Below are 21,479 nucleotides of genomic sequence, written 5' to 3'. Positions count from 1 at the left end.
GCCCGCCGCCACGCGCGCCGCGGTCTCGCGCGCCGAGCTGCGCCCGCCGCCGCGATAATCGCGGAAGCCGTACTTGGCGTCGTAGGCGTAGTCGGCGTGGCCGGGACGGTAGGCCTTGGCGACTTCCGAGTAGTCCTTCGATCGCTGGTCGACGTTCTCGATCACCAGGCTGATCGGGGTGCCGGTCGTCCTCCCCTCGAACGTGCCCGAAAGCACGCGGACGGCGTCCGGCTCCTGCCGCTGGGTGGTGAACTTGTTCTGCCCCGGCCGCCGCGCGTCGAGGAACGGCTGGATGTCCGCCTCGCTCAGCGCCAGCCCCGGCGGGCACCCGTCGAGCACCGCGCCCAGCGCCGGCCCGTGGCTCTCGCCCCAGGTGGTCATCCGCAACACGCGGCCCAAGGTGTTCCAGCTCATGGGCGCGCGTTGTGTCGGATCGTCCCGCGCCTGTCCACGCCCGCGCTGCTTCGGGCCGCCCAAGGCGCGCTTGATGCTGTTGGGGATGGGGGCGAGCCGGCGGCCCGCCCCCAGGTGTGCCGCTACGCCTTGATCACGAAGACCGCGAGCAACAGGCCCACGATCGCCGCCGCGAAGGCGAGGCCCTTGACCACGTCGATCGGGCGCAGCCGGTCGATGTGGTCGGCGCGGAACTGGCGGTAGGGGGCGTGGATCGCCTCCTTGCTCGCCATGCTGGCGACCTCGAACGCGCTCGCTTCCTTGCGGAACCAGGTCTTGAGCTCGGCGAGCTCGTCGGCGTCGACGCGCGGGTAGCGCGCCAGCAGGGCTTCGATCGCGTCGAAGCGGTCGCCTCCGCGCGCGGCGGAAGCGGTGTCGATGGCAGTCATGTCTGTTGTCCTGAAAAGGAGGATGCGCACCGCGGCGGGCGCGCGGAAAGGGCTTCAGGACAAGGCAGGAGGCGCGCGAGGTGGCGGGTCGCCGCGGCCGAGGCGCAGAACTGGCGGACCGGTCTGCGGGTGGGCAGGCCAGGCATCGCTCGCCTGCGGAGCTGAATCAATGTCGACCGGCTCGGCGGCGGGATCCAGCGGAAGCGGCACTGGCGCAGCGATCGGTCTGGCCTCGCCCGGCGCGACGCGGCGCGCCAGCAGCGACACCTCGACCGTCCCCGCGCTGAACGCGGAGCCGTGCGAGACCTGCGCCGGCAGCGGCTGGTCGGGGACCGCGTGCAGCCCGATCACCGCCAGCATCGCGGCGAGCATCAGGCGGAAGGTCAAAGGCAGAACGCGGCTCACGGGGGGCAACCTAGGCACTGCGGATGCGCGCCTCAACCCGCGCGGTTTCCTACATGCCGCCGCGCCGCTACGCTTGGCGCGATGGTGATGCTCGATCCTCTATATCCGCTCGTCCGTCGCGAGCGGCCGGAAGGCGACACCGCATCCCGCAAGGCGACACCTTTGCCCGCAAGGCGACAAATTCTCCTGGACAGTGTGACAAGTGTGACAAGTCCTACAGATTTCGCGGCGTGGACGAGTTGCGCGGCGCACTGGCCAAACGCGCGGCCACAGGCCAAGAACAAACCATGATTGCCAAGCTGAAGGGCCTGCTCGACGAGACCGGCGCCGACTGGGCCGTGATCGACGTCGCGGGCGTCGGCTACCTGGTCCATTGCTCGTCGAAGACCCTCGCCGCGCTCGGCGAGACAGGCGAGGGTTGCACGGTGTTCACCGACCTGCAGGTGAGCGAGAACGACATGCGCCTGCTGGGCTTTGCCACGGCAGGGGAGCGCGACTGGTTCCGCCTGCTGACCCAGGTGCAAGGGGTGGGCAGCAAGGTTGCGCTAGCGATCCTCTCGGCCTTGAGCACGGAGGACGTTCAGCGCGCCTGCGCCTCCGGAGACGCCGCGACCATCGCGCGCGCGCAGGGGGTGGGGCCGAAGCTTGCCAGCCGCATCGTCAACGAACTGGCCGACAAGGCCGGCGCCCTCCCGACCGCACCCGGCGTCGCCGCCGCGTTGCCGCGGGGCGGAGCCAGCGCCGACGCCGTCAGCGCCCTGCAAAACCTCGGCTTCAAACCCGCCATCGCCGCCGCCGCCGTCTCCCGCGCGATCGACGAACTGGGCGAGGGCGCGGCCGAGGGCGATCTCATCCGCGTGGCGCTGAAGAGGGCAGCGGGGTGAGCCTCGATCCGATCCACACGCCCGAGCGTCTTCCCGACGATCCCGACGCCGCGCTGCGCCCGAAGTCGCTCGGCGAGTTCGTGGGGCAGGAGGCGGCGCGGGAGAACCTGCGGGTGTTCGTCGACGCGGCGCGCGGGCGGGGCGAGGCGATGGACCATGTGTTGTTCTTCGGGCCGCCGGGGCTGGGCAAGACGACGCTGGCGCAGATCGTTGCCAAGGAGCTCGGCGTGGGCTTTCGCGCGACCAGCGGTCCCGTGATTGCCAAGGCGGGCGACCTCGCCGCGCTGCTGACCAATCTCGAAGCCAACGACGTGCTGTTCATCGACGAGATTCACCGGCTCAATCCGGTGGTCGAGGAGGTGCTCTATCCCGCGATGGAGGACCGTGCGCTCGACCTGATCATCGGCGAGGGGCCGTCGGCGCGCTCGGTGCGGATTGACCTGCCGCCGTTCACGCTGATCGGCGCGACCACCCGGCAAGGGCTGCTGACGACGCCTTTACGCGACCGGTTCGGCATTCCGGTGCGGCTCAATTTCTACACGGTCGAGGAACTGGAGCGGGTGGTGACGCGCGGGGCGCGGCTGCTCGGGCTGGAGCTCGATCCCGGCGGCGCGCGGGAGATTGCGCGGCGGAGCCGGGGCACGCCGCGCGTGGCCGGTCGCTTGCTACGCCGGGTGCGCGACTTCGCGCATGTCGCGGGCGATGGCACGGTGACCGCGGCGGTGGCCGACCAGGCGCTCACCCGGCTGGAGATCGACAAGCTCGGGCTCGATGCGATGGACCGGCGCTATCTCCGGATGATCGCGGAGACCTACAAAGGCGGACCGGTCGGCGTCGAAACGCTCGCCGCGGGCCTCGCCGAGCCGCGCGACACGATCGAGGAGGTGGTCGAGCCCTACCTTATCCAGCTCGGCCTGGTGGCGCGGACCGCGCGTGGGCGGTGCCTCAACGATGCGGGCTGGGTGCACCTCGACATCGCGCCGCCGAAGGGCAGCCAGACGGGGCTATTCGACCAGGGAAAATAGCGCCTCGACCGGCTCTCCGAGCGCGCGGGCCAGTTTCAACGCGACCACCGTGGAGGGGGTGAACACCCCGTTCTCCACCGTGTTCACCGTCTTGCGGCTGACCCCGATACGCGCGGCGAGCTCGGCCTGGGTCCACCCCTTGGCCTCGCGTGCCTCGCGCAAGCGGTTTGCGAGTTCAGGCATGCGCGCGGCGTTCGAGCATCCCGAAGCGAACCAGCGCTGCGACCAGCCCGGCGCTGACGATGAGGTGGATCACCTCCCGCGTGGTGAACTGTGCGACGCCCTGGAACACATAGACCAGCATACCGACGACGGTCGCCGCGATGAAGCCCCACTGCATCGCGTTCGCACGATTAGCGCGGGTCGGCTCGTCGTTGAGCATCGCGCGCACCGCGGGTGAGCGGAACCACGCGCCGCCGGTGTAGAGCGCGAACAGGATCGCCGCACTCATCACCACCCACGCGCCGATGCGGACGTGATCGACCGCGCGCTCGGCAGGCGGGTTGGAGAAGAATGCCGCCTGCTGGCTGAGGAAGAAGATCGCCAGCACCGGCAGAATGCGCGCGCGGCGGCGGCCGAGGCGATCGGCCTGCTCGACATCGGACAGTTGGTTCATCGGTTCGCCCCTCAAACTGGATCGAGTTTGATGTAACCTGTGAGTTACATGAGGTCAAGCCGGAGAGGTCCTGGGGTTAATCGCGTTAGCCGAACCGGTTTCACTTTGGGACAGAGCTAGTCCGCCGCAGGGTCGGAGTCCCGAAATCGAGGCCGGACAACGATTTTTCGTGGTTAATTCAATTGTCGGCAGGGGTCGCGTGTCGTTTCCTCGGATCACAGGGGCATGTTCCAGCCGGACCCGCCGGCAGGTTCTCCCCGTCGAGAGAAACGAGAGACAAGCCCATGTCGGTAAAGATGGCCCTCGCAAAACTGTCCGCCACCGCGGCGGGCACGGTCCTGCTCGCCGGCGGCGCGGTGCACATGGCCGAACAGCCGCGCGCCAACCCGACCAGCGTCAAGCAGACCAAGCAGATCAAGCCGACTCCGCGCACCACCAAGCCGCGCCATGTTGCGCAGCGCCACGTGCCGCGGACGGTCCAGCGGCAGCGCCGCATCGTCCATCGCGAGGTGGAGTGCGTGCCGGTCGCTCAGGGCGGGTTCGTCGCCGCGCCGGGCCAGCCGGTGCCGGCCGTGGCCAACGCCTGCCCGCCGGCCTACCAGATCGCGCTGGCTCCCATTCCGCTTCCACCCCCCGGCGGCCCGATCAGTGGCGGCAGCGGTGGAGTAACCGTGGTCGGCGGCAGCGGGGGCTTTGGCGGCTTCGGTGGCGGGTTCTTCGGTGGCTTCTTCGGCGGCGGCTCGAGCGGCGGCAGCGTGGTGGTCAGCTCGACCACGACCTCGAGCGGCAGCCAGGGTCAGGATATCGACATCGATATCGACAACTCGAACAACGGCGGCTCGACTTCCACCTCGACTGGCGGCAGCTCGACGTCGACCTCCTCGGGCGGCAGCTCCACCTCGACCTCGACCGGCGGGATCACCAGCACGACGACCACCTCGTCGGGCAACGTGACCAGCACATCGAGCTCGTCGGGCAATGTGTCGACCAGCACCTCGAGCTCGGGCAACATCACGAGCAGCACCTCGTCGTCGACGTCGACTTCGTCGTCGACCAGTTCGTCGACCAGCAGCTCGACCTCCTCGAGCACGTCGTCGTCCAGCTCGTCCTCGACCTCGGGATCGAGCGGCTGGCACGGTTCGAGCAGCGGCACCCCGGTGCCCGCGCCGCCGATGATCGTGCTGTTCGGCGCCGCCGCCGCCGCCGTGCTCGGCCGGCGCAAGAAGGCTCCCAAGGCGGACTGAGCCTCGAAGCACTTCGCCCTAACGAGAAGGGGCGGCTCCCGCGAGGGAGTCGCCCCTTTTCATTTAGCGCTCGGATGCCGCTTACGCGGCGAGCTTCCTCAGCACGTACTGCAGGATGCCGCCGTTGGTGAAGTACTCAAGCTCGTTGGCGGTATCGATCCGGCACTTCGCGATGAAGGTGCTCGTGGTGCCGTCGGCCTTGGTCACCTCGACCTCGACGTCCTGCTGCGGCTTGATCTCGGCGAGGCCGCGGATGGTGAAGGTGTCGTCTCCGGTCAGCCCGAGCGAGGCGCGGCTCTCGCCGTCCTTGAACTGCAGCGGCAGCACGCCCATCCCGACCAGGTTCGAGCGGTGGATGCGCTCGAAGCTCTCGACGATCACCGCCCGCACGCCGAGGAGGTTGGTGCCCTTGGCGGCCCAGTCGCGGCTGGAGCCGGTCCCGTATTCCTTGCCCGCGATCACCACCAGCGGCGTGCCGTCGGCCTTGTGCTTCATCGCCGCGTCGTAGATCGCCATGGTCTCGCCGTTGTAGCGGGTCATTCCGCCTTCGACGCCCGGGACCATCTCGTTCTTGATGCGGATGTTGGCGAAGGTGCCGCGCATCATCACCTCATGGTTGCCGCGCCGGCTGCCGTAGGAGTTGAAGTCCGCCTTGGCGACCTGGTGCTCCTGCAGGTAGGTGCCGGCCGGGCTGTCCGCCTTGATCGAGCCAGCGGGCGAGATGTGGTCGGTGGTCACCGAATCGCCGAGGATCGCCAGCGGCTTGGCTTCGATGATATCCATCACCGGCGCCGGGGTCATCTCCATGCCTTCGAAGTACGGCGGGTTGGCGACGTAGGTCGAACCGGCGCGCCAGGTATAGGTGTCCGAACCGGTGACATCGATCGCCTGCCAGTGCGCATCGCCCTTGTAGACGTCGGCGTAGCGGGCGACGAACATGTCGCGGTCGATCGCCCCGGCGCGCAAGGTCGCGACCTCGGCGTTGCTCGGCCAGATGTCCTTGAGGAACACGTCCTTGCCGTCGCTGCCCTGGCCGATTGGATCGTCGATCATGTCCTCGGTCACCGTGCCCTTGAGCGCGTAGGCGACCACCAGCGGCGGGCTGGCGAGGAAGTTCGCGCGCACGTCCGGCGACACGCGGCCTTCGAAGTTGCGGTTGCCCGACAGCACGCTGGCGGCGACAAGGTCATTCTTGTTGATCGCGTTGGAGATCGGCTCGGCCAGCGGGCCGGAGTTGCCGATGCAGGTGGTGCAGCCGTAGCCGACCAGGTCGAACCCGATTGCGTTCAGATGCTCCTGCAGGCCGGCCTTCACGAGATAGTCCGTAACCACCTGCGATCCGGGCGCGAGGCTGGTCTTGACCCACGGCTTGGGCTTGAGACCGCGCTCGTTGGCCTTCTTGGCGACGAGGCCGGCGGCAATCAGCACGTCGGGGTTGGAGGTGTTGGTGCAGCTGGTGATCGCTGCGATCACCACGTCGCCGTCGCCGACATCATGATCAGCGCCATCGACCGCGCAGCGCGTGGGCTTGGCCTTGCCGTAAATGTCCTTGAGCTGGTCGTTGAACAGCTTGTCGACGTCGGGCAACGCGACCTTGTCCTGCGGGCGCTTGGGCCCGGCGAGGCTGGGCACGACGGTCGAGAGGTCGAGCTCAAGCGTGTCGGTGAAGATCGGCTCTTCGGCCTTGGGGTCGATCCACAGGCCCTGTTCCTTGGCATAGGCCTCGACCAGCGCGATCTGGTCGTCCTCGCGGCCGGTCAGGCGCAGGTACTCGAGCGTCTTGTCGTCGATCCCGAAGAAGCCGCAGGTCGCGCCGTATTCGGGCGCCATATTGGCCAGCGTCGCGCGGTCCGCGAGGCTGAGGCTGGCGAGGCCGGCGCCGAAGTATTCGACGAAACGCCCGACCACGCCCTTGGCACGCAGCATCTGGGTGCAGGTGAGGACGAGATCGGTGGCGGTCACCCCCTCCGCGAGCTCGCCGGTGAAACGGAAGCCGACCACTTCGGGGATCAACATCGATACCGGCTGGCCGAGCATCGCCGCTTCGGCCTCAATTCCGCCGACACCCCAGCCGAGCACGCCGAGGCCGTTGACCATCGTCGTATGGCTGTCGGTGCCGACGCAGGTGTCGGGATAGGCGACCGCCGCGCCGTCCTGGTCCATCGAGGTCCACACGCACTGCGCGATGTTTTCCAGGTTCACCTGGTGGCAGATGCCGGTGCCCGGGGGCACCGCCTTGAAGTTGTCGAGGCTCTTGGAACCCCACTTCAGGAAGTCGTAGCGCTCGGCGTTGCGCGCGTATTCCAATGCCATGTTGGCCTCGAACGCCTTGGGCGTGCCGAACTCGTCGACCATCACCGAGTGGTCGATGACGAGGTGGACCGGAACCAGCGGATTGATCTTCTTGGTGTCGCCGCCGAGCTTGGCGATCGCATCGCGCATCGCGGCGAGGTCCACAACGCACGGGACGCCGGTGAAATCCTGCATCAGCACGCGCGCCGGGCGGTACTGGATCTCGCCGCCGGTGGCGGGGTTCTTCTGCCAGTCGGCCAGTGCCTGGATGTGCCCGACCGACACGGTAAACCCGGCATCCTCGAACCGCAGCAGGTTCTCCAGCAGCACCTTCATGCTGAACGGCAGGCGGCTGACGTCGCCGACCTTCTCCGCCGCCTTCTTCAGCGAGTAGTAGGCATAATCCTTGCCGCCGACGGTCAGTGTGCTGCGGGTTGCGAGCGAGTCCTTGCCGACCTGGGTCATGGGTGCTGACGGTCCTTCGAAATTGCGTGTCCGGGAATGGCCGCGCACCTGCTCGCTGGAGCGCGTTTGGTCAAGTCACGCCCGGCTACGATTGCTTGGCGCGGGCCAAGTCAGGCGGCTACCTGTTCGGGCTCGGCCGCGGCACCGCGGGTGGCGGTCCAGCAGCCCGCGACGATCAACACTGTCCCGGCGATTGTCGCCTCGGTCACCGGCTCGCGAAAGAACAGCCAGCCGAACAGCGCCGCCCACAGGAAGCCGGTGTATTCGAGCGGTGCGAGCTGCTGGGTTTCTGCCCGCGCATAGCCCCACGTGAAAAGCAGCGCGCCGCTGACCGAAAGCAGCGCGCTCGCGCCGATATCGAGCCACTCGCCGCCCTCGGGCATCTGCGCGAAAAGCGGCGCAAACCCGGCCAGCACCAGGAAGGTGATGCCGTTCTGGAAGGTCGCGACCTCGAGCGGCTTGGCGACGAGTGCCTGCTGACGCTGGAGCACGAGGTTCCATGCGTAGAGTACTGCCGAACCAAGCACGGCGGCGATACCGAGCGCCGCGCCGTCGCCCATGCTTTCCCGCCAGATCTTGCCCGCGAGGATGACACCCACTCCGCCCAGCGCGAGCAGGGCGCCGATCACTGCACGCGATCCGACGCGCTCTCCGAGGAGAATTCCGGCGAGAAACAGTGCGATGAGCGGGGCGATGAAGCTGATGCCGAGCGCCTGCGCCATCGGCAGGCGGGTGAGCGAGAAGAAGAACAAGAACGCCATCGCGGACACCACGACGCCGCGAATGAGGTGGATGCGTAGCACGGGCCACGCCGGCCACCTCCCACCAGCCATCAGCCAGGCAGGCGCAGCCATTCCGAACCCGATCGGAGCACGCAGCAACAGCGCGCTGTACGCGCCAACCGCCAGCGCGGCCGATTTCATGAACGCGTCCATCAACGTCAACACGCCGATCGCGGCAATCACCGCGAGGATGGGGAGGGTCGTATGATCGCGGCGGGGCATTGACCGGCGGTTCGTGGCATTCGTGCCACCGGTCAAGGCGGATTCAGCGTGGCTTCAGCCGCGCGCGTTGAAGGAGGCCCGGCAGGCGCGCTATGAAGCGGGAGCCTTGATGCCGCCGGTGGGGCGGCCAACCAGCGTGAAGGGGCGAATTAAGTGACCAAGGGTTTGATGCGGACGTTGATGATCGGTGCGGCGATGGTTGCGGTGCCGGCAACGGCATTCGCGGCGCAACCGGCGGGCAAGGCGCCCGAAAACATCCTCCCGCCCGATCCGCCGACCGTGACCCCGGCCAAGGTGCCGACCGGTTCGGACGAGGTGACTTCGCGCGCCGAGATGTCGGCCACCGTCCAGGCGGTCACGCCCGAAGTGCAGCAGTGGAACATCGCCGATGCGCAGGCGCTGCTGAAGGTTATCGCGGGCATCGGGGCCGAGGGGCTCACACCCAAGGACTACAAGCCCGACGAACTGCAGGCGGCGATCGCGGCCGGTCCGGGCGAAGCGCTCGACCAGGCGGCCAGCCGCAGCTTCGCGTGGCTGGTCGAGGACCTGCGCGACGGGCGCACTCCGATGGAGGCGCGCAAGCAGTGGTTCGTGGTCGATCCCGACGCCGACCGCTACCGGACCGGTGACGTGATGGCGCAGGCGCTCGCCGGCCATTCGGTCGCCGCGAGCCTCGCCGCGCTCAATCCCGACCATCCCGATTACGAGGTCCTCAAGACGGCGCTCGCCAACACCAAGGACGGGGCGCAGCGCAAGCTGATCCGCGCCAACATGGACCGCTGGCGGTGGCTGGCGAAGGACCTGGGCAACCAGTACCTGATCACCAACGTGCCCGAGTATCAGTTGCGCCTGACGGTCAACGACAAGATCATCAGCACCTACCGCACGATCGTCGGCAAGCCGGGCCGCACCGCGACCCCGCAGCTCGCCGAGCAGGTCGAAGGCGTGATCTTCAACCCGACCTGGACGGTGCCGCAGTCGATCGTGAAGGGCGAGGGCCTCGGCGCTTCGCTGCTGCGCGCGCCGCGTGCCGGTTACAAGGCGACCAAGAACGGCGATGGCACGATCACCGTGGTCCAGCAGCCCGGACCGAACAACTCGCTCGGTCTGATGAAGCTCGACATGCCCAATCCGCACGCGATCTTCCTGCATGACACGCCGAGCCGCAACCTGTTCAACCAGGACAACCGCGCGCTGAGCCACGGCTGCGTGCGGACCGAGCGGGCGACCGAGCTGGCGATCACGCTGGCGATCCTCGGCAATCTCGCCACCACGCCGGAAACGCGCAAGGCGGCGGCGGACGAGGCGGTCGCGATCAGCACCAGCGGCAAGTACACCCGCGTGCCGATCCAGAAGCAGATGCCGGTCTACATCACCTACTTCACGATGGGCCGCGACATTACCGGCAAGCTGCGCCAGTTCAGCGACATTTACGGCCGCGATGCGCCGGTGCTCGCCAGCCTCGATGCGCCGCGCGTCGCCAACCGCGCGCGCACCAGCAGCGAGGATGTGGTCGAGATCGTCGACGATCTGCAGACGACCTAATCGCAAAAGACCCGTCGCCCCGGACTTGATCCGGGGCCGGTGCTACTCTTTTGGGGCGTGAAGTGCAGCGCCACCCCGGATCAAGTCCGGGGTGACGTTGCGGAGGCTGGCTAGAACGCGCCCGGCACCAGCGGGGGCTGCGGCGTGCTTTCTGGGATCAGCAGTTGCAGGCCCTTCGGCGGCTCAGTGACCTGTTCGCCATTGGGACCGATGCCGATCTTGTCGGCGTAGAGCAGCCGGCCGCCCGCGAGACGCAGGAGGGCGAGCTTGAAGTCCTCGTCGCTCATCGCGAAGCATCCGTTCGAGCGGCCGAGCTTGCCGTATTGCGCGAGGTGCGATGGCTCGCAGTAGCCCGCACGGTGCATCACGATCGCCCGGTCGAGCGCGTTGGAATTGGTCGGGTCGCGCCCTTCCAGCCGGATCGAGGTGCCGTACTTCCCGGTGTACCACCCGAAGGTCATGTAGGCGCCCTTGCTGGTGCACCACGATTCGTGGACGTTCGAGAAGAAGTTGAGCCAGCCGTCATGCTCGGGGTCCGAGCCCATGCCATGCGCCACGCGGTAGCTGTCGACCACCCCCCGCTCGAAATCGACGTAGTGGAGGCGCGGGTCGGACGAGCGTAGGCCGAAATCGGCCACGCCGACCACGTCGCGCGCCCACAGCCCGGCGCCGTGCCTGGCCAATTGCTCCTGCGCGATGGCGAACAGCCGCCGGTCGCGCGGATTGAGCGCGATCGGAGCCGCGGGCACTTGCGCCCGCACCGGCGTCACCGCGAGCGCTGCGCCTGCCGCCAGCGTGCCCTTCAAGAGATCGCGCCGCTTCATGTGCCCAAGCCTAGCGCGGCAATCCTGCCGATGCGCTGAACCTCACTCCGCCGCCTCGGCGAGCGAATCGGCCTCGATTTCGGCGGCCTTTGCCTCGACCAGGCCGACGATGTGATCAAGCATGGTGTCGGACTGCACATGGTGGTCGGTGACGCCCGAGAGGTACACCATATGTTTGCCCGCGCCGCCGCCGGTGATGCCGATGTCGGTTTCGCGTGCCTCGCCGGGACCGTTCACGACGCAGCCGAGGACCGAGAGGCTCATCGGCGTCTTGATGTGCTCGAGCCGCTTTTCCAGGGCCTCGACCGTGCGGATCACGTCGAAGCCCTGCCGCGAGCACGAGGGGCACGAGACGATGCGGACCCCGCGGGTGCGCAGGCCGAGGCTCTTGAGGATTTCGAACCCGACTCGAACTTCCTGCTCCGGCTCGGCGCTCAGCGACACGCGGATGGTGTCGCCGATGCCGGCCCACAACAGGTTGCCCATGCCGATCGAAGATTTCACTGTCCCGCCGATCAGGCCACCCGCCTCAGTGATGCCGAGGTGCAGCGGGCAGTCGACAGTCTCCGCGAGCGCCATGTAGGCCGACACCGCGAGGAACACGTCGCTCGCCTTCACCGCGACCTTGTATTCGTGGAAGTCGTGGTCCTGCAGCAGCTTGATATGGTCGAGCGCGCTCTCGACCAGCGCCTCGGGGCAAGGCTCGCCGTATTTTTCGAGCAGGTCCTTCTCGAGGCTGCCGGCGTTGACCCCGATGCGGATCGCGCAGCCGTTGGCCTTGGCGGCGCGGACCACTTCGGCGACCCGCTCGCTCGAGCCGATGTTACCGGGATTAATCCGCAGGCACGCCGCACCCTTGTCGGCGGCTTCGAGCGCGCGCTTGTAGTGGAAGTGGATGTCGGCGACGATCGGCACCTTGGCCGCGCGGGTTATCTGGTCGAAGTTCGCGGTGCTCTCGGCGGTGGGGCACGAAACGCGGATGATGTCCGCGCCCGCGTCCTCGCAGCGGCGGATCTGGTCGATCGTCGCGCCGACGTCCTCGGTCGGGGTGTTGGTCATCGTCTGCACGCTGATCGGCGCGTCGCCGCCGACGGGGACGTTGCCGACCATGATCTGGCGGGACTGGCGGCGGACGATGTCGCGCCACGGACGTACTGAGGACATGGCCGCGCATATAGTCCGGCCCTGATTAAGGGGCAATGACAGCGCTCCCGCAATGCGGCATGACGCCCGGCAATGACGCCGCCCCGCGATCCCACCGACGACCACGACTGCGACGGCCCGATGCTGATCGGCCGCGTGCTCGACGGGCACGGCGGCGGGCGGCCGATCACCTGGGAGCGCGCGCAGGGCTGGCAACCGGGCGCGCCTGATGAGGTCCTGTGGCTCCATCTCGACCGCACCCGGCCCGAGGTCGCCGAATGGCTCCAGAGCGAACTCACCATCCCCGAACCGACTGCCGAGCTGCTAACCAGCGATTCGACCCGCCCGCGCGCGTTCCGCGACGGCGACACGCTGGTCGCCACGCTACGCGGGATCAACTTCAACCCCGGCGCCGATCCCGAGGACATGGTCTCGATGCAACTGTGGTCGGACGGTCGCCGGGTGATCACCCTGCGCCGCCATCCGCTGCAGACGCCCGAGGACGTGCTGGGCGAAATCGATGCGCGCCGTGGGCCGGGCGATGCCGGGGCGCTGATCACGCAGCTCGCGGAGCACCTCGTCCACCGCATGAACGCCGCGATCGTCGACGTGAACGAGGAGATCGACCAGCTCGAAAGCACCGATCTGCGCCGCGCGGACGAGGAGGACCGGCTCGCGCGGATCGCCGCGATCCGGCGCCAGAGCCTGGCGCTCCAGCGCCACATGGGCCCGCAGCACGTCGCGCTCGAATCGATCAGCCGCGACGCGCCGAGCTGGTTCGAAGCGCACGACCGGCGCGAGATCGGCGAGACCATCGCGCTGCTGCGCCGCTTCCTCGACGATATCGACGTCAGCAAGGAAAGCGCGGTGGTCCTGATGGACGAATTGCGCAGCCGCGCGCTCGCCCGCTCGGAGAAGACCAACCGCCGGCTGACCCTAGTCGCGACGGTGTTCCTGCCGCTGAGTTTCCTCGTCGGCCTGTTCGGGATCAATGTCGGCGGCATGCCGTGGGCCGAGATCGCCGGCGATCCGGAAGGTTTCTGGTACGTGACCGCGCTGTGCGTGCTGTTCGGCGTGGTGACCGTGTGGCTGTTCAAGCGCTGGCGCTGGATGTGAGGTAACCGCCGCGCGCTCGGCTGTTCCGCCGCGGGACGGAGGAAATCTTAGGCATTCCGGTTAACCGACAACCCTCGCGGTCAGGCGTATCGAGCGCGCCTGTCCCCGCGAAAGGTACTCCGATGTCCCGCGCTCTTATCGCCTGGCTCTCTTCGCTCACCACCGAGGCGCTCGATGCGGCAAGAACCGTGTTGTCGAGCAAGGCGGTGCGGACCGCGATTATGTTCATCTGGCCGTGGGCCGGGGTGATCGTGGGCATGGACCTCGCCGCGCACTACGGCGATGCGACCGGCGCGGCGCTGCCGGTGCAACTGTTCATTTCGCAGGACCACAGCTTCGGCGAATACCTCGAATACTCGCTGACCCTGAGCTGCGCGGGGATGCTGTTCGTGATGTGGCGGCGGCTCGGCGCGGCGGCCTATCTCGCAAACGCGGTGATGATGGTCTGGCTGACGATCGACAACGCGGCCGAATTCCACGAGGCGTTCGGCCACTGGATCGCGCCCTACATCCCCGATCCGGCGAACTCGCCGGTCCACGCTAACGACATCGGCGAGATGCTGTTCTTCGCCATGGTCGGGATGATCTGGCTCGCGGGCCTCGCGAGCGCGCTGTTTTCCGCCCGGCCCAAGGCGGCGGTGCACAGCCTCTATATCGCGGCCGGCATCGGCATGGCGGCGGTATTCGGCGTGTTCGTCGACATGATCGTCACCTGGGGCCCGCACACCGTGGCGCAGACTGACTTCCAGGCCTGGTTGGAAGACGGCGGCGAGTTCGCCTTCATCAACCTCACCTTCCTGATTGTGGTGGCGTTTTTCGATGCCGAAAAGCGTAAGTGGCAGGCGCGGGCTGACGAGCCGCTGGCCGCTCCCGCCCTGGCGCTCGCCGCCTAGAGCGTGAGTTCGTAGAGGAACTCGTCATCGCGGTGGCGGCCGACCCAGAAGTCGATGTCCGCCACATGGGCAAAGCCATAGCGCTGGTAGAACCGCTGGGCGCCGAAGTTCTCGCTGTAGACCGATAGCTGCAACACGTCGCAGCCGCGCTCTCGCGCTTCGGCGATCGCCTGGTCGAGCAGCGCCGCGCCGACGCCGCGTCCGGTCGTATCGCTCGCACAATAGAGCTGGCCCAGTGTGGCCGGCTGGCGCGGCTGCGGATCGGGCCGCTCGTCGAAACCGCACGCGAGGTCGACGGTCGCATAGCCGAGCAGCCGGCCGTCCTCTTCCGCCAGCGTGACCGACTTGGTCGGATCGTCGATCGCCGCCGCGTAGCGCTCGGGTGCGCGATAGTCGTCGAGGAAGGCGGCGAGGTCTTCGGGATCGTAGAAATGCCCGAACGCGTCGGTGAACGCTGCGCGCGCAAATGGCACCAGGGTTTCGAGGTCCGAATGCAAAGCGGGGCGCAGGATCATCCCGCGCCCCTAGTTTGCTTGCGACCGCGTTTGAAGCGGCAAAACCGTTCGAGGCGTTGCGTATCATGCTGGAGGTTCGGGCCGCAAATCGGTGTTCCACAGCCGGTGGATAACAATTTGCTTTGCCTCGCCGGGCACGGTGATACCGTCGCGCAATGCGCATGATCCGCTCCGCCGCACTCGCTGCCGTGCTCGTCGTCGCCGCTCCGGCGACTGCTTCCGAAAAGGACTGGGACACCGCCAGCACCGTGGGTGTCGGTGCCCTCACGGCGTGGTCGATCGGCGTTCCGGCGATGACCGGCGACGGCAAGGGCGTGCTGCAGGCCGCAGGCTCGATCGGCGCGGGCTATGCGGTCTCCAGCGGCCTCAAGGAGATTTTTCCGGAGCGAAGACCTGACGGCAGCGACAACCGCAGCTTCCCCTCGGGGCACACCACGGCGGCGTTCGGCGCGGCGGCGAGTATCTACGAGCGGCGCGGCGCAGCCGAGGGCATCCCGGCTTTCGCGCTCGCGACTTTCGTCGGCGTGGCCCGGGTGAAAGCCGACAAGCATCACTGGTACGATGTGCTGGCCGGCGCCGCGATCGGCACCGGCTCGGGGCTGTTGCTGACCCATCCGTTGGCGGAAAAGCGCATGGCGATTGCCCCGTGGGTCGATAGCAAGGGCGGCGGCGCGACCGTCGCGATGGCGTTCTGACCTTGCGCGCGCTGATCCTGATCGCCACGGCTCTGGCGATGACCGTCCCTGCCGCCGCCCAAGAGACCGCCGCTTCCGCCGACTGGTCGTTCGCGATCCACGGCGGCGCGGGCACGCTCGAGCGGAGCCGGATGACCGAGCAGCAGCAGGCCGACTACAAGGCCGCGCTGCAGGTCGCGCTCGATGCCGGCGCCAAGGTGCTGAAGGAGGGCGGCAGCGCGATCGACGCAGTAACCGCCGCGATCACCATCCTGGAGGACGATCCCAAGTTCAACGCCGGGCGCGGCGCGGTGTTCACGTGGGACGGGATCAACGAGCTCGACGCCGCGATCATGGACGGCAACGGGCGCCGCGCGGGCGCGGTCGCCGGCGTGCACACGGTACGTCATCCGATCCTGCTCGCACAGCAGGTGATGGAGGATGGGCGCCATGTGTTCCTCTCCGGCAAGGGGGCGGAGGAGTTTGCCGGCGAGCACGGGCTGGAAATCGTCCCGCCCGAGTTCTTCGCGACCGAAGAGCGCAAGAAGCAGCTCGAAACGCTCAAGGCGAAGAATCTCTCCGCGCTCGACGTCGAGTTCAAGTACGGCACTGTCGGCGCGGTAGCGCGCGACAGCGAGGGGCATCTGGCGGCAGGTACCTCGACCGGCGGCATGACCGGCAAGCGCTGGGGACGCATCGGTGATGCGCCCGTAATCGGCGCCGGCACCTACGCCGATGATCGCGCCTGCGCGGTCAGCGCGACCGGCTCAGGCGAGTACTTCATCCGTGCTGGCGTTGCTCACGCGATCTGCGATCGGGTCCTGCTGGCGGCTGAGACGGTCGATACCGCCGCAAAGACCGTGATGGCCGAGGTCGGCGCCATGGGCGGCGATGGCGGCGTGATTGTTGTCGGCAAGGACGGCGCGCCCGTGTTCGCGCTCAACACCCCCGGCATGTACCGCGGCCGCGCGACCGCGAGCGGCATGAGCGAGGTGGCGATCTTTGCCGACGAGTGAGGGCGCTGCCGCACCGGCGGGGCGGCACTATGGCATGGACTGGCTGCGGATCGCGGCGTTCGGGCTGCTGATCCTCTACCACATCGGGATGTTCTTCGTGCCGTGGGACTGGCACGTGAAGACCGCGCGGCCGCTCGAATGGGCCGCGCTGCCCATGCTGGCGACCAACGCCTGGCGGCTCGGCCTGCTGTTCGTGGTGTCGGGCTATGCCTCGGCCGCGCTGTTCGGGCGCTCGCGCGGGCTGGGCGGGTTCGTGCGCAATCGCAGTGCCCGACTGCTCATTCCGTTGGTCGCGGGCATGGTGCTGGTCGTGCCGCCCCAGCCGTGGGTCGAGCTCAGCTTCAAGCATGGGTATGGCGCGGGCCTCGGGTGGTTCTGGCTGCACGATTACTTCCGCTTCGCCCCGCTCGACGGGATCATGCTGCCGACCTGGAATCACCTGTGGTTCGTCGCATACCTGTGGGCCTACACGCTGGTGCTCGCCGCGATCCTGCTGCTGCCCGAACGAGTGCGCGCTGGCGGAGCCCGGCTGCTCGATCGGGCACTCGCCGATTGGCGGATCATGGCGGTTCCGATAGCGCTGCTGCTCTCACGCCTGTGGCTCGGCTGGCCCGGCGCCGAGGAGACCCACGATCTGGTCGGCGACGGGTACGCGCACACGTTCTACCTGCCGCTGTTCCTGTTCGGCTATCTCCTGCGCGGAGCGGCGGGCGCGTGGGCTGGCATCCGGCGGTGGTGGCGCATCGCTGCGTTGTTGGCTGTGGTTAGCTATGCCGTCGTCGCGGTCACCGAGTGGAACTGGCCCGGTGACACGGTCGCGCCCGCCTGGGTCTATCCGTGGTTCGAGGCCGCCCGCGCGGTGTTCGCGTGGAGCGCGATCGTCGCGCTGATCGGCATGGCCGACCGCTACTGGAACCGCGACCACCGCTGGCGGCCGACGCTGACCGAAGCGGTGTTTCCGTTCTACATCGTGCACCAGACGATCATCGTGCTGGTCGGCTGGTCGCTCCTCCCGCTGGCGCTGCCCCCGGGCGCGGAGTTCGCGATCCTGCTGGCGGCGACTGTGAGCGGTTGCTGGGCGTTCTATCTCATCGGCCGCACCATCAGGCCGCTCCGGCCGCTGATCGGGCTACGCGCGGCGCCGCCGCGTGCCCCGGAGCCGCTTGCAAGTCCGACTCGACAAGCGCTGCAATAGGCGTAGCTTTCCCGTCGCCGAGGGGCCGGCCCAACAGGGGAAATATTCCGGGTCGCCCGACTCCAGAGGTCTAGCCGGCGGTGCAATCATGCACCGGCCGGGTTCTGGGGAGTTGGACAGCATGAAGAAACTGGGATTGGCCGCGCTGGGCGCTGCCGCATTGTCGTTTGCCGCGCCGGCGGCGGTGTCCGCACAGTCCGAATGGCCGATCGAGCCGGGTGATTATGTCGAGGTGTCGATGATCGACATCGAGGACGGCCACACGCTCGAATACGCAAATCACCTCGCGGGCGATTGGAAGAAGTCGAGCGAGTACGCGAAAAGCCAGGGCTGGATCACCGACTACCAGATCTGGTCGAACGAGTTTCCCCGTGCGGGCGAGGCGGACATCTGGCTGGTGACCTGGCTGCCGCGGCTGGCGGACAAGGACGAAGCGCTCCGCCGCGAGAAGGCGTTCAACGCCTACATGCAGACCACCGCCGCGAAGCAGGAGGCGGCTTCCGGCAAGCGGGCCACCTATCGCAAACTCGCCGGATCGATGCTGATGCGGAACAACACCTGGGTGAAATAACCCGCAGGCAGACGCAGGGCGGCCAGGTTCACCCGCTGAACTTGTCCGCCTTGCGCTTGCCGAAACGCATCCCGCCTTCCAGCCGCGCGCGCAATTGGGCGTAGTAGGCTTCGAGGAACGCGCGTTCGTCGCCCGCGCCAGGGTTCCAGCCGATCTTGCGGCAGATCGCTTCATGGACCGAGGCGATCGCTTCGGGGCGGCCTTCGCGCAGGACGCGCTCGAGCGTCTGCAGCTCGTACTCGCCGTAGACCGCGAGCTCCTTCTCCGAGAAGCGATAGCTGGCGCCGGTCACCGCGCTCGGCCCGCGCGCGCCGCCTTCGGTGGAGAGCGTGTCGGGCAGCTTGGCCTTGGGCGCCTCGACCACCCAGGTGCCCGCGACCACGTCCCCGGCGCGCAGCGCGTCGCGGTTGAAGAACGGGAACAGCATGAACACCAGGAACCACAGCGCGCCGGCGAACCCCGCAGACCCCGTTTCCCCGGTCGGCGCGACCAGCAGCAGGATGAGCGGCAGGAACAGCTCGATATCGCGCAGCAGGTTGCGCGCGATCACCGCTTCGGCGGTCAGGCGCGCCGCGCCATCGCCGCCTTCACCGCGCGCGGCGACGCGGATGCCGACTGCGCGCTTGCCCGGAGTCGCCCCGCGCGGTCCGAGCTCGAAGGCCATGAAGTAGCCGTTCCAGGCGAGGAACCAGACGAGCATTTCGATCACGCGCAGGAACTCGCGCGCGCCGCCCGGCGACTTGTCGTCGACCGTCGATGCCCCGCCGATCATCCATTCGAGCAGCAGCACGGCCGTCACGGTGGCGACGCTGAGGATCAGGTAGTCGAGCACGAATGCGCCGAAGCGCGCGCCGCGGGTCGCGACCACGAAGGTCAGCGCGATGCCTTCGGGCGTGACCACCTCACGCCGGCGCTTGAGGTCGAACGGGACGAACGCGCCGGTCATCCGCCGAACCCCGCGGGGCGGCGGCGGAAGGCGAAGAAGTACGCGAGCCAGGCGGCCAGCATCGTGCCGCCGATCAGCAGCCGGTCCCAGGTCCCGCCGACCAGCTCGCGCGCGAACGATTCGAGCAGCGCCGCGGCGACCAGCATCATCACCACCCCCGCCATCACGATCGCCGCGCGGCGCCCTGCCTCGGCGGTGGCGGCGAGCAGCGAACGTTCGCCCGGGAAGGCCATCGCCCGCCCGACATGCAGGCCCGCGGCCCCCGCGAGCAGGATCGCGAATAGCTCGGTCGTGCCGTGGACCGACAGCCAGGCGGCGAACTCCAGCGTCAGGCCCTGTCCATGGAACAGCCACAGCATCGCGCCGAGCGTCGCCATCTCCTTGAGCAGCACCAGCAGCGTGGGGATGCCGAACGCGAACCCGAGCGCGAAGGCGAGGATCGAGACGCCCGCGTTGTTCTGGAACAGAAACGCAGCGAACCCGGACAGGCCGGGGGCGGACTTCTCGGTGCTGAGCGCTTGCAGCAGCACTTCGCGGCTCGCGCCGGGTACGCGGGTATCCGCGAACTGGCTAGGGACGAGGCTCCAGTACCATTCCTGGTCCTGGGCGACGAGCAGCCAGCCGGTGACCGCGCCCGCCACCATCACCGCCAGCGCGATCAGGACGTCGGGCCAGATCGCGCGCACCGCCTGGCTGAGACCGCCGCCGAGAAAACCCGCGAACCACCGCGCGAACCCCTGGCGCGGGCCATAGACCTGGAACCACGCGCGCCGCACCAGCCCCTCGAGATAGACGATCGTCGCCGCGTCGAGCGAAGTCTCGCGCGCGACCGCGAGGCTGGAGGCGGCGGTGCGGTAAAGCGCGGGGAGGGCCAGCACGTCCTCATCGGAGAGCTTGCGCAACCGGCCCGATTCCATCCGGCTGACGAGATGCTCGAGCCGCCGCCACTCGCCCTCGCGCGCGAGGCGGAATCGGTCCGAGCGCAAGGTCGCCGCTTCGATCTCGGCGGTGCCCAACACGGCGTTCATCCGATCGCTCCCCGCCGCTTGATCTCTAAATAGCGGTCGATCAGGCGGTAGCCGATCGCGGCCCACGGCGCCTCGATCACGTCGATCCCGAGCTGGCGCAGGCGCAGCAGCACCAGCGCGCGCTGGCGGGCGAGAGTGTCGGCCGCGACCGCGGTGGCGAGGGCGTCGAGGGTGTCGGGCTCGGCCCCCTGCAGTTCGGCGAGCTCGCTGTCCTCGATGGTCACGAACAGCACGAGGTGCCGCTCGACCAGCCGGCCGAGGCTCTCGATCATGAGCTCCGCGCTGGTGGGATCGGTGAAATCGGAAAATAGCACGATCAGGCTGCGCCGCTGCAGCCGCTGCGCGAGCGTCGCCAGCGCCAGCGTGAAGTTGGGCTCTTCGGCATGGTAATCGAGCCCGGCTGCGGCGGTCTGCAGGCGGTGGAAGCGGCGCGTTTCGCCGAAGAACGGGGTCAGCACTTGCGGCCGGCGGGCGAAGCCGAACAGCGCCACGCGGTCTCCCCCTTTCATCGCGACGTAGGCGGCGGTCAGCGCAGCGGAGACCGCGCGGTCGATCCGCGGCAGGCCGTCGACCGGCTCGCACATCGCTTGGCCGCAATCGAATGCGAAGACGATCTGGTTGTTGCGCTCGCTCTCGTTCTCGCGCGCGTAGAGGCGGGTGTGGCGGCCCGACGCCTTCCAGTCGATCCGCCGCCGGTCCATCCCGGGTTCGTATTCGGAGAGCGCCTCGAACTGGGTGCCTTCGCCGCGGATGCGCCGGGCAATCAGGCCGAACTGCGCATCGCGCAGGAAGTGCTGCAGCGCGGGGCTGCGCACCGGCGAGAGGTCGGGCCAAATGCGCACCGCGCATTCGAGATTGCCCGACACCTGCCGCGCTCCCAGCCCGAGCGGGCCGGTCCAGCGCAGCCAGGCGCGGGTCAGCGATGCGGTGCCCCGGCGGTTCGGAGTTGCCTCCGTCTCGCCCTGCCACGCGCCATCGCGGGGACTGAGCTTGACACGCACTTGGCCCGACCGGTCGAGCCGCGGATCGACCGCCACCGCGGCCTCCATCCGACGCGGCAGGCCCCCGGCGAGGTCGGCCATCACCTTTATCGTCACCGGCTCGCCGATCTCGGCGTCGTCCGGTCCCAGCACCCGCCAATCGGCCACCCGCCCCGCGAGCAAGGCGTCGAACAGCACCAGCAAGATCAAGACCGCTCCGGCCGCCGGCGCCACCACCCACGCGCCGGGCGCGGCG

Annotated in this window: 23 protein-coding genes; 10 read left to right on the top strand and 13 right to left on the bottom strand. The window is 68.4% G+C overall.

From position 1 onward, the window contains the following. The 3 genes from ELY12_RS04395 to ELY12_RS04385 all read right to left on the bottom strand — a co-directional run. A partial coding sequence (locus tag ELY12_RS04395) for a chorismate synthase (RefSeq protein WP_126175492.1) occupies positions 1 to 414 on the bottom strand: 414 nt, incomplete at its 3' end. A gap of 122 nt (positions 415 to 536) precedes the next feature. Beyond that, positions 537 to 842, bottom strand: coding sequence for a hypothetical protein (locus ELY12_RS04390; protein ID WP_126175491.1), 306 nt, complete (start codon positions 840 to 842; stop codon positions 537 to 539). A gap of 54 nt (positions 843 to 896) precedes the next feature. After that, entirely contained in the window at positions 897 to 1,247 is a 351-nt protein-coding gene (locus ELY12_RS04385; protein ID WP_126175490.1) for a hypothetical protein, read from the bottom strand. Between the two features lie 287 nt (positions 1,248 to 1,534). Here ELY12_RS04385 and ruvA point away from each other — a divergent pair, with 287 nt between their 5' ends. Further along, positions 1,535 to 2,131, top strand: coding sequence for a Holliday junction branch migration protein RuvA (gene ruvA / locus ELY12_RS04380; protein ID WP_126175495.1), 597 nt, complete (start codon positions 1,535 to 1,537; stop codon positions 2,129 to 2,131). Beyond that, positions 2,128 to 3,156 carry a Holliday junction branch migration DNA helicase RuvB gene (gene ruvB / locus ELY12_RS04375; protein ID WP_126175489.1) on the top strand — a complete coding sequence of 343 codons (1,029 nt, stop codon included), beginning with the start codon at positions 2,128 to 2,130 and terminating at the stop codon, positions 3,154 to 3,156. Before ruvA ends, ruvB begins: the two co-directional genes overlap by 4 nt. Here the strand turns inward: ruvB and ELY12_RS04370 are convergent. Next, complete coding sequence (locus ELY12_RS04370; RefSeq protein WP_126175488.1) at positions 3,136 to 3,339, bottom strand: helix-turn-helix transcriptional regulator; 204 nt, start codon at positions 3,337 to 3,339, stop codon at positions 3,136 to 3,138. The genes ruvB and ELY12_RS04370 overlap by 21 nt on opposite strands. Continuing rightward, the gene (locus ELY12_RS04365) at positions 3,332 to 3,772 is read right to left on the bottom strand and encodes a hypothetical protein (RefSeq protein WP_126175487.1); all 441 of its coding nucleotides are present in this window, start codon (positions 3,770 to 3,772) and stop codon (positions 3,332 to 3,334) included. The genes ELY12_RS04370 and ELY12_RS04365 overlap by 8 nt, the downstream gene beginning before the upstream one ends. Positions 3,773 to 4,068: 296 nt before the next feature. On the opposite strand from ELY12_RS04365, the gene ELY12_RS14245 reads away from it, so the two are divergent. After that, positions 4,069 to 5,016, top strand: a complete 948-nt coding sequence (locus ELY12_RS14245; RefSeq protein ID WP_164549400.1) for a PEP-CTERM sorting domain-containing protein — start codon at positions 4,069 to 4,071, stop codon at positions 5,014 to 5,016. 81 nt (positions 5,017 to 5,097) lie between these two features. On the opposite strand, the gene acnA is transcribed toward ELY12_RS14245, so the two are convergent. Continuing rightward, entirely contained in the window at positions 5,098 to 7,773 is a 2,676-nt protein-coding gene (gene acnA, locus ELY12_RS04355) for an aconitate hydratase AcnA (protein WP_126175485.1), read from the bottom strand. Positions 7,774 to 7,883: 110 nt separating this feature from the next. Beyond that, positions 7,884 to 8,777, bottom strand: a complete 894-nt coding sequence (locus tag ELY12_RS04350) for a DMT family transporter (protein WP_126175484.1) — start codon at positions 8,775 to 8,777, stop codon at positions 7,884 to 7,886. Positions 8,778 to 8,957: 180 nt separating this feature from the next. Between ELY12_RS04350 and ELY12_RS04345 the strand changes: the two genes are divergently transcribed. Further along, positions 8,958 to 10,322: a L,D-transpeptidase family protein gene (locus ELY12_RS04345; RefSeq protein WP_420907049.1), complete on the top strand. Its 1,365-nt coding sequence runs from the start codon at positions 8,958 to 8,960 to the stop codon at positions 10,320 to 10,322. Between the two features lie 110 nt (positions 10,323 to 10,432). Here the strand turns inward: ELY12_RS04345 and ELY12_RS04340 are convergent, their stop codons facing one another. Beyond that, positions 10,433 to 11,146, bottom strand: coding sequence for a murein L,D-transpeptidase catalytic domain-containing protein (locus ELY12_RS04340; protein WP_126175483.1), 714 nt, complete (start codon positions 11,144 to 11,146; stop codon positions 10,433 to 10,435). 42 nt (positions 11,147 to 11,188) lie between these two features. Next, the gene (ispG, locus tag ELY12_RS04335; protein WP_126175482.1) at positions 11,189 to 12,310 is read right to left on the bottom strand and encodes a flavodoxin-dependent (E)-4-hydroxy-3-methylbut-2-enyl-diphosphate synthase; all 1,122 of its coding nucleotides are present in this window, start codon (positions 12,308 to 12,310) and stop codon (positions 11,189 to 11,191) included. 72 nt (positions 12,311 to 12,382) lie between these two features. Between ispG and ELY12_RS04330 the strand changes: the two genes are divergently transcribed. Then, entirely contained in the window at positions 12,383 to 13,405 is a 1,023-nt protein-coding gene (locus ELY12_RS04330; protein WP_126175481.1) for a zinc transporter ZntB, read from the top strand. A 122-nt stretch (positions 13,406 to 13,527) separates the two neighbouring features. After that, a complete protein-coding gene (locus ELY12_RS04325; protein ID WP_126175480.1) occupies positions 13,528 to 14,298 on the top strand; it encodes a hypothetical protein in 771 nt (256 codons plus the stop codon). Here ELY12_RS04325 and ELY12_RS04320 read toward each other — a convergent pair. Further along, positions 14,295 to 14,813 carry a GNAT family N-acetyltransferase gene (locus tag ELY12_RS04320; protein WP_126175479.1) on the bottom strand — a complete coding sequence of 173 codons (519 nt, stop codon included), beginning with the start codon at positions 14,811 to 14,813 and terminating at the stop codon, positions 14,295 to 14,297. The two genes, ELY12_RS04325 and ELY12_RS04320, sit on opposite strands and share 4 nt — an antisense overlap. Positions 14,814 to 14,974: 161 nt before the next feature. Here ELY12_RS04320 and ELY12_RS04315 point away from each other — a divergent pair, with 161 nt between their 5' ends. The 4 genes from ELY12_RS04315 to ELY12_RS04300 all read left to right on the top strand — a co-directional run bounded on the left by ELY12_RS04315 (position 14,975) and on the right by ELY12_RS04300 (position 18,269). Continuing rightward, a complete protein-coding gene (locus tag ELY12_RS04315; protein ID WP_164549399.1) occupies positions 14,975 to 15,508 on the top strand; it encodes a phosphatase PAP2 family protein in 534 nt (177 codons plus the stop codon). 2 nt (positions 15,509 to 15,510) lie between these two features. Beyond that, positions 15,511 to 16,503, top strand: a complete 993-nt coding sequence (locus tag ELY12_RS04310; protein WP_420907046.1) for an isoaspartyl peptidase/L-asparaginase family protein — start codon at positions 15,511 to 15,513, stop codon at positions 16,501 to 16,503. 34 nt (positions 16,504 to 16,537) lie between these two features. Then, positions 16,538 to 17,698 (top strand): acyltransferase family protein, encoded by a 1,161-nt coding sequence (locus ELY12_RS04305; RefSeq protein WP_126175477.1) that lies wholly within the window; start codon positions 16,538 to 16,540, stop codon positions 17,696 to 17,698. Between the two features lie 121 nt (positions 17,699 to 17,819). Beyond that, positions 17,820 to 18,269 carry a hypothetical protein gene (locus tag ELY12_RS04300; RefSeq protein WP_126175476.1) on the top strand — a complete coding sequence of 150 codons (450 nt, stop codon included), beginning with the start codon at positions 17,820 to 17,822 and terminating at the stop codon, positions 18,267 to 18,269. A gap of 28 nt (positions 18,270 to 18,297) precedes the next feature. On the opposite strand, the gene ELY12_RS04295 is transcribed toward ELY12_RS04300, so the two are convergent. The 3 genes from ELY12_RS04295 to ELY12_RS04285 form a co-directional block, all read right to left on the bottom strand. Further along, on the bottom strand, positions 18,298 to 19,215 hold the full coding sequence (locus tag ELY12_RS04295) for an RDD family protein (RefSeq protein WP_126175475.1): 918 nt from the start codon (positions 19,213 to 19,215) through the stop codon (positions 18,298 to 18,300). Next, positions 19,212 to 20,243, bottom strand: a complete 1,032-nt coding sequence (locus tag ELY12_RS04290) for a stage II sporulation protein M (protein WP_126175474.1) — start codon at positions 20,241 to 20,243, stop codon at positions 19,212 to 19,214. The genes ELY12_RS04295 and ELY12_RS04290 overlap by 4 nt, the downstream gene beginning before the upstream one ends. Beyond that, a partial coding sequence (locus ELY12_RS04285; protein WP_164549398.1) for a DUF58 domain-containing protein occupies positions 20,240 to 21,479 on the bottom strand: 1,240 nt, incomplete at its 5' end. The genes ELY12_RS04290 and ELY12_RS04285, both read right to left, overlap by 4 nt.

This window comes from Tsuneonella rigui, from assembly GCF_003958625.1.
Lineage (GTDB): Bacteria > Pseudomonadota > Alphaproteobacteria > Sphingomonadales > Sphingomonadaceae > Tsuneonella > Tsuneonella rigui.
Note: the sequence above shows the minus strand (reverse complement) of the source record. Positions and strands in the feature narration are given on the sequence as shown.

Excerpts from the sequence above, each read along its gene's own strand:
- ELY12_RS04320 (WP_126175479.1), bottom strand. The coding sequence starts at position 14,813 with ATGATCCTGCGCCCCGCTTTGCATTCGGACCTCGAAACCCTGGTGCCA.
- ELY12_RS04300 (WP_126175476.1), top strand. The coding sequence starts at position 17,820 with ATGAAGAAACTGGGATTGGCCGCGCTGGGCGCTGCCGCATTGTCGTTT.
- ELY12_RS04295 (WP_126175475.1), bottom strand. The coding sequence starts at position 19,215 with ATGACCGGCGCGTTCGTCCCGTTCGACCTCAAGCGCCGGCGTGAGGTG.
- ELY12_RS04370 (WP_126175488.1), bottom strand. The coding sequence starts at position 3,339 with ATGCCTGAACTCGCAAACCGCTTGCGCGAGGCACGCGAGGCCAAGGGG.
- ELY12_RS04315 (WP_164549399.1), top strand. The coding sequence starts at position 14,975 with ATGATCCGCTCCGCCGCACTCGCTGCCGTGCTCGTCGTCGCCGCTCCG.
- ELY12_RS04390 (WP_126175491.1), bottom strand. The coding sequence starts at position 842 with ATGACTGCCATCGACACCGCTTCCGCCGCGCGCGGAGGCGACCGCTTC.
- ELY12_RS04365 (WP_126175487.1), bottom strand. The coding sequence starts at position 3,772 with ATGAACCAACTGTCCGATGTCGAGCAGGCCGATCGCCTCGGCCGCCGC.
- ispG (WP_126175482.1), bottom strand. The coding sequence starts at position 12,310 with ATGTCCTCAGTACGTCCGTGGCGCGACATCGTCCGCCGCCAGTCCCGC.
- ruvA (WP_126175495.1), top strand. The coding sequence starts at position 1,535 with ATGATTGCCAAGCTGAAGGGCCTGCTCGACGAGACCGGCGCCGACTGG.
- ELY12_RS04325 (WP_126175480.1), top strand. The coding sequence starts at position 13,528 with ATGTCCCGCGCTCTTATCGCCTGGCTCTCTTCGCTCACCACCGAGGCG.
- ELY12_RS04330 (WP_126175481.1), top strand. The coding sequence starts at position 12,383 with ATGACGCCGCCCCGCGATCCCACCGACGACCACGACTGCGACGGCCCG.
- ELY12_RS04340 (WP_126175483.1), bottom strand. The coding sequence starts at position 11,146 with ATGAAGCGGCGCGATCTCTTGAAGGGCACGCTGGCGGCAGGCGCAGCG.
- ELY12_RS04305 (WP_126175477.1), top strand. The coding sequence starts at position 16,538 with ATGGACTGGCTGCGGATCGCGGCGTTCGGGCTGCTGATCCTCTACCAC.
- ELY12_RS04290 (WP_126175474.1), bottom strand. The coding sequence starts at position 20,243 with ATGAACGCCGTGTTGGGCACCGCCGAGATCGAAGCGGCGACCTTGCGC.
- ELY12_RS04345 (WP_420907049.1), top strand. The coding sequence starts at position 8,958 with ATGATCGGTGCGGCGATGGTTGCGGTGCCGGCAACGGCATTCGCGGCG.
- ELY12_RS04350 (WP_126175484.1), bottom strand. The coding sequence starts at position 8,777 with ATGCCCCGCCGCGATCATACGACCCTCCCCATCCTCGCGGTGATTGCC.
- acnA (WP_126175485.1), bottom strand. The coding sequence starts at position 7,773 with ATGACCCAGGTCGGCAAGGACTCGCTCGCAACCCGCAGCACACTGACC.
- ELY12_RS14245 (WP_164549400.1), top strand. The coding sequence starts at position 4,069 with ATGGCCCTCGCAAAACTGTCCGCCACCGCGGCGGGCACGGTCCTGCTC.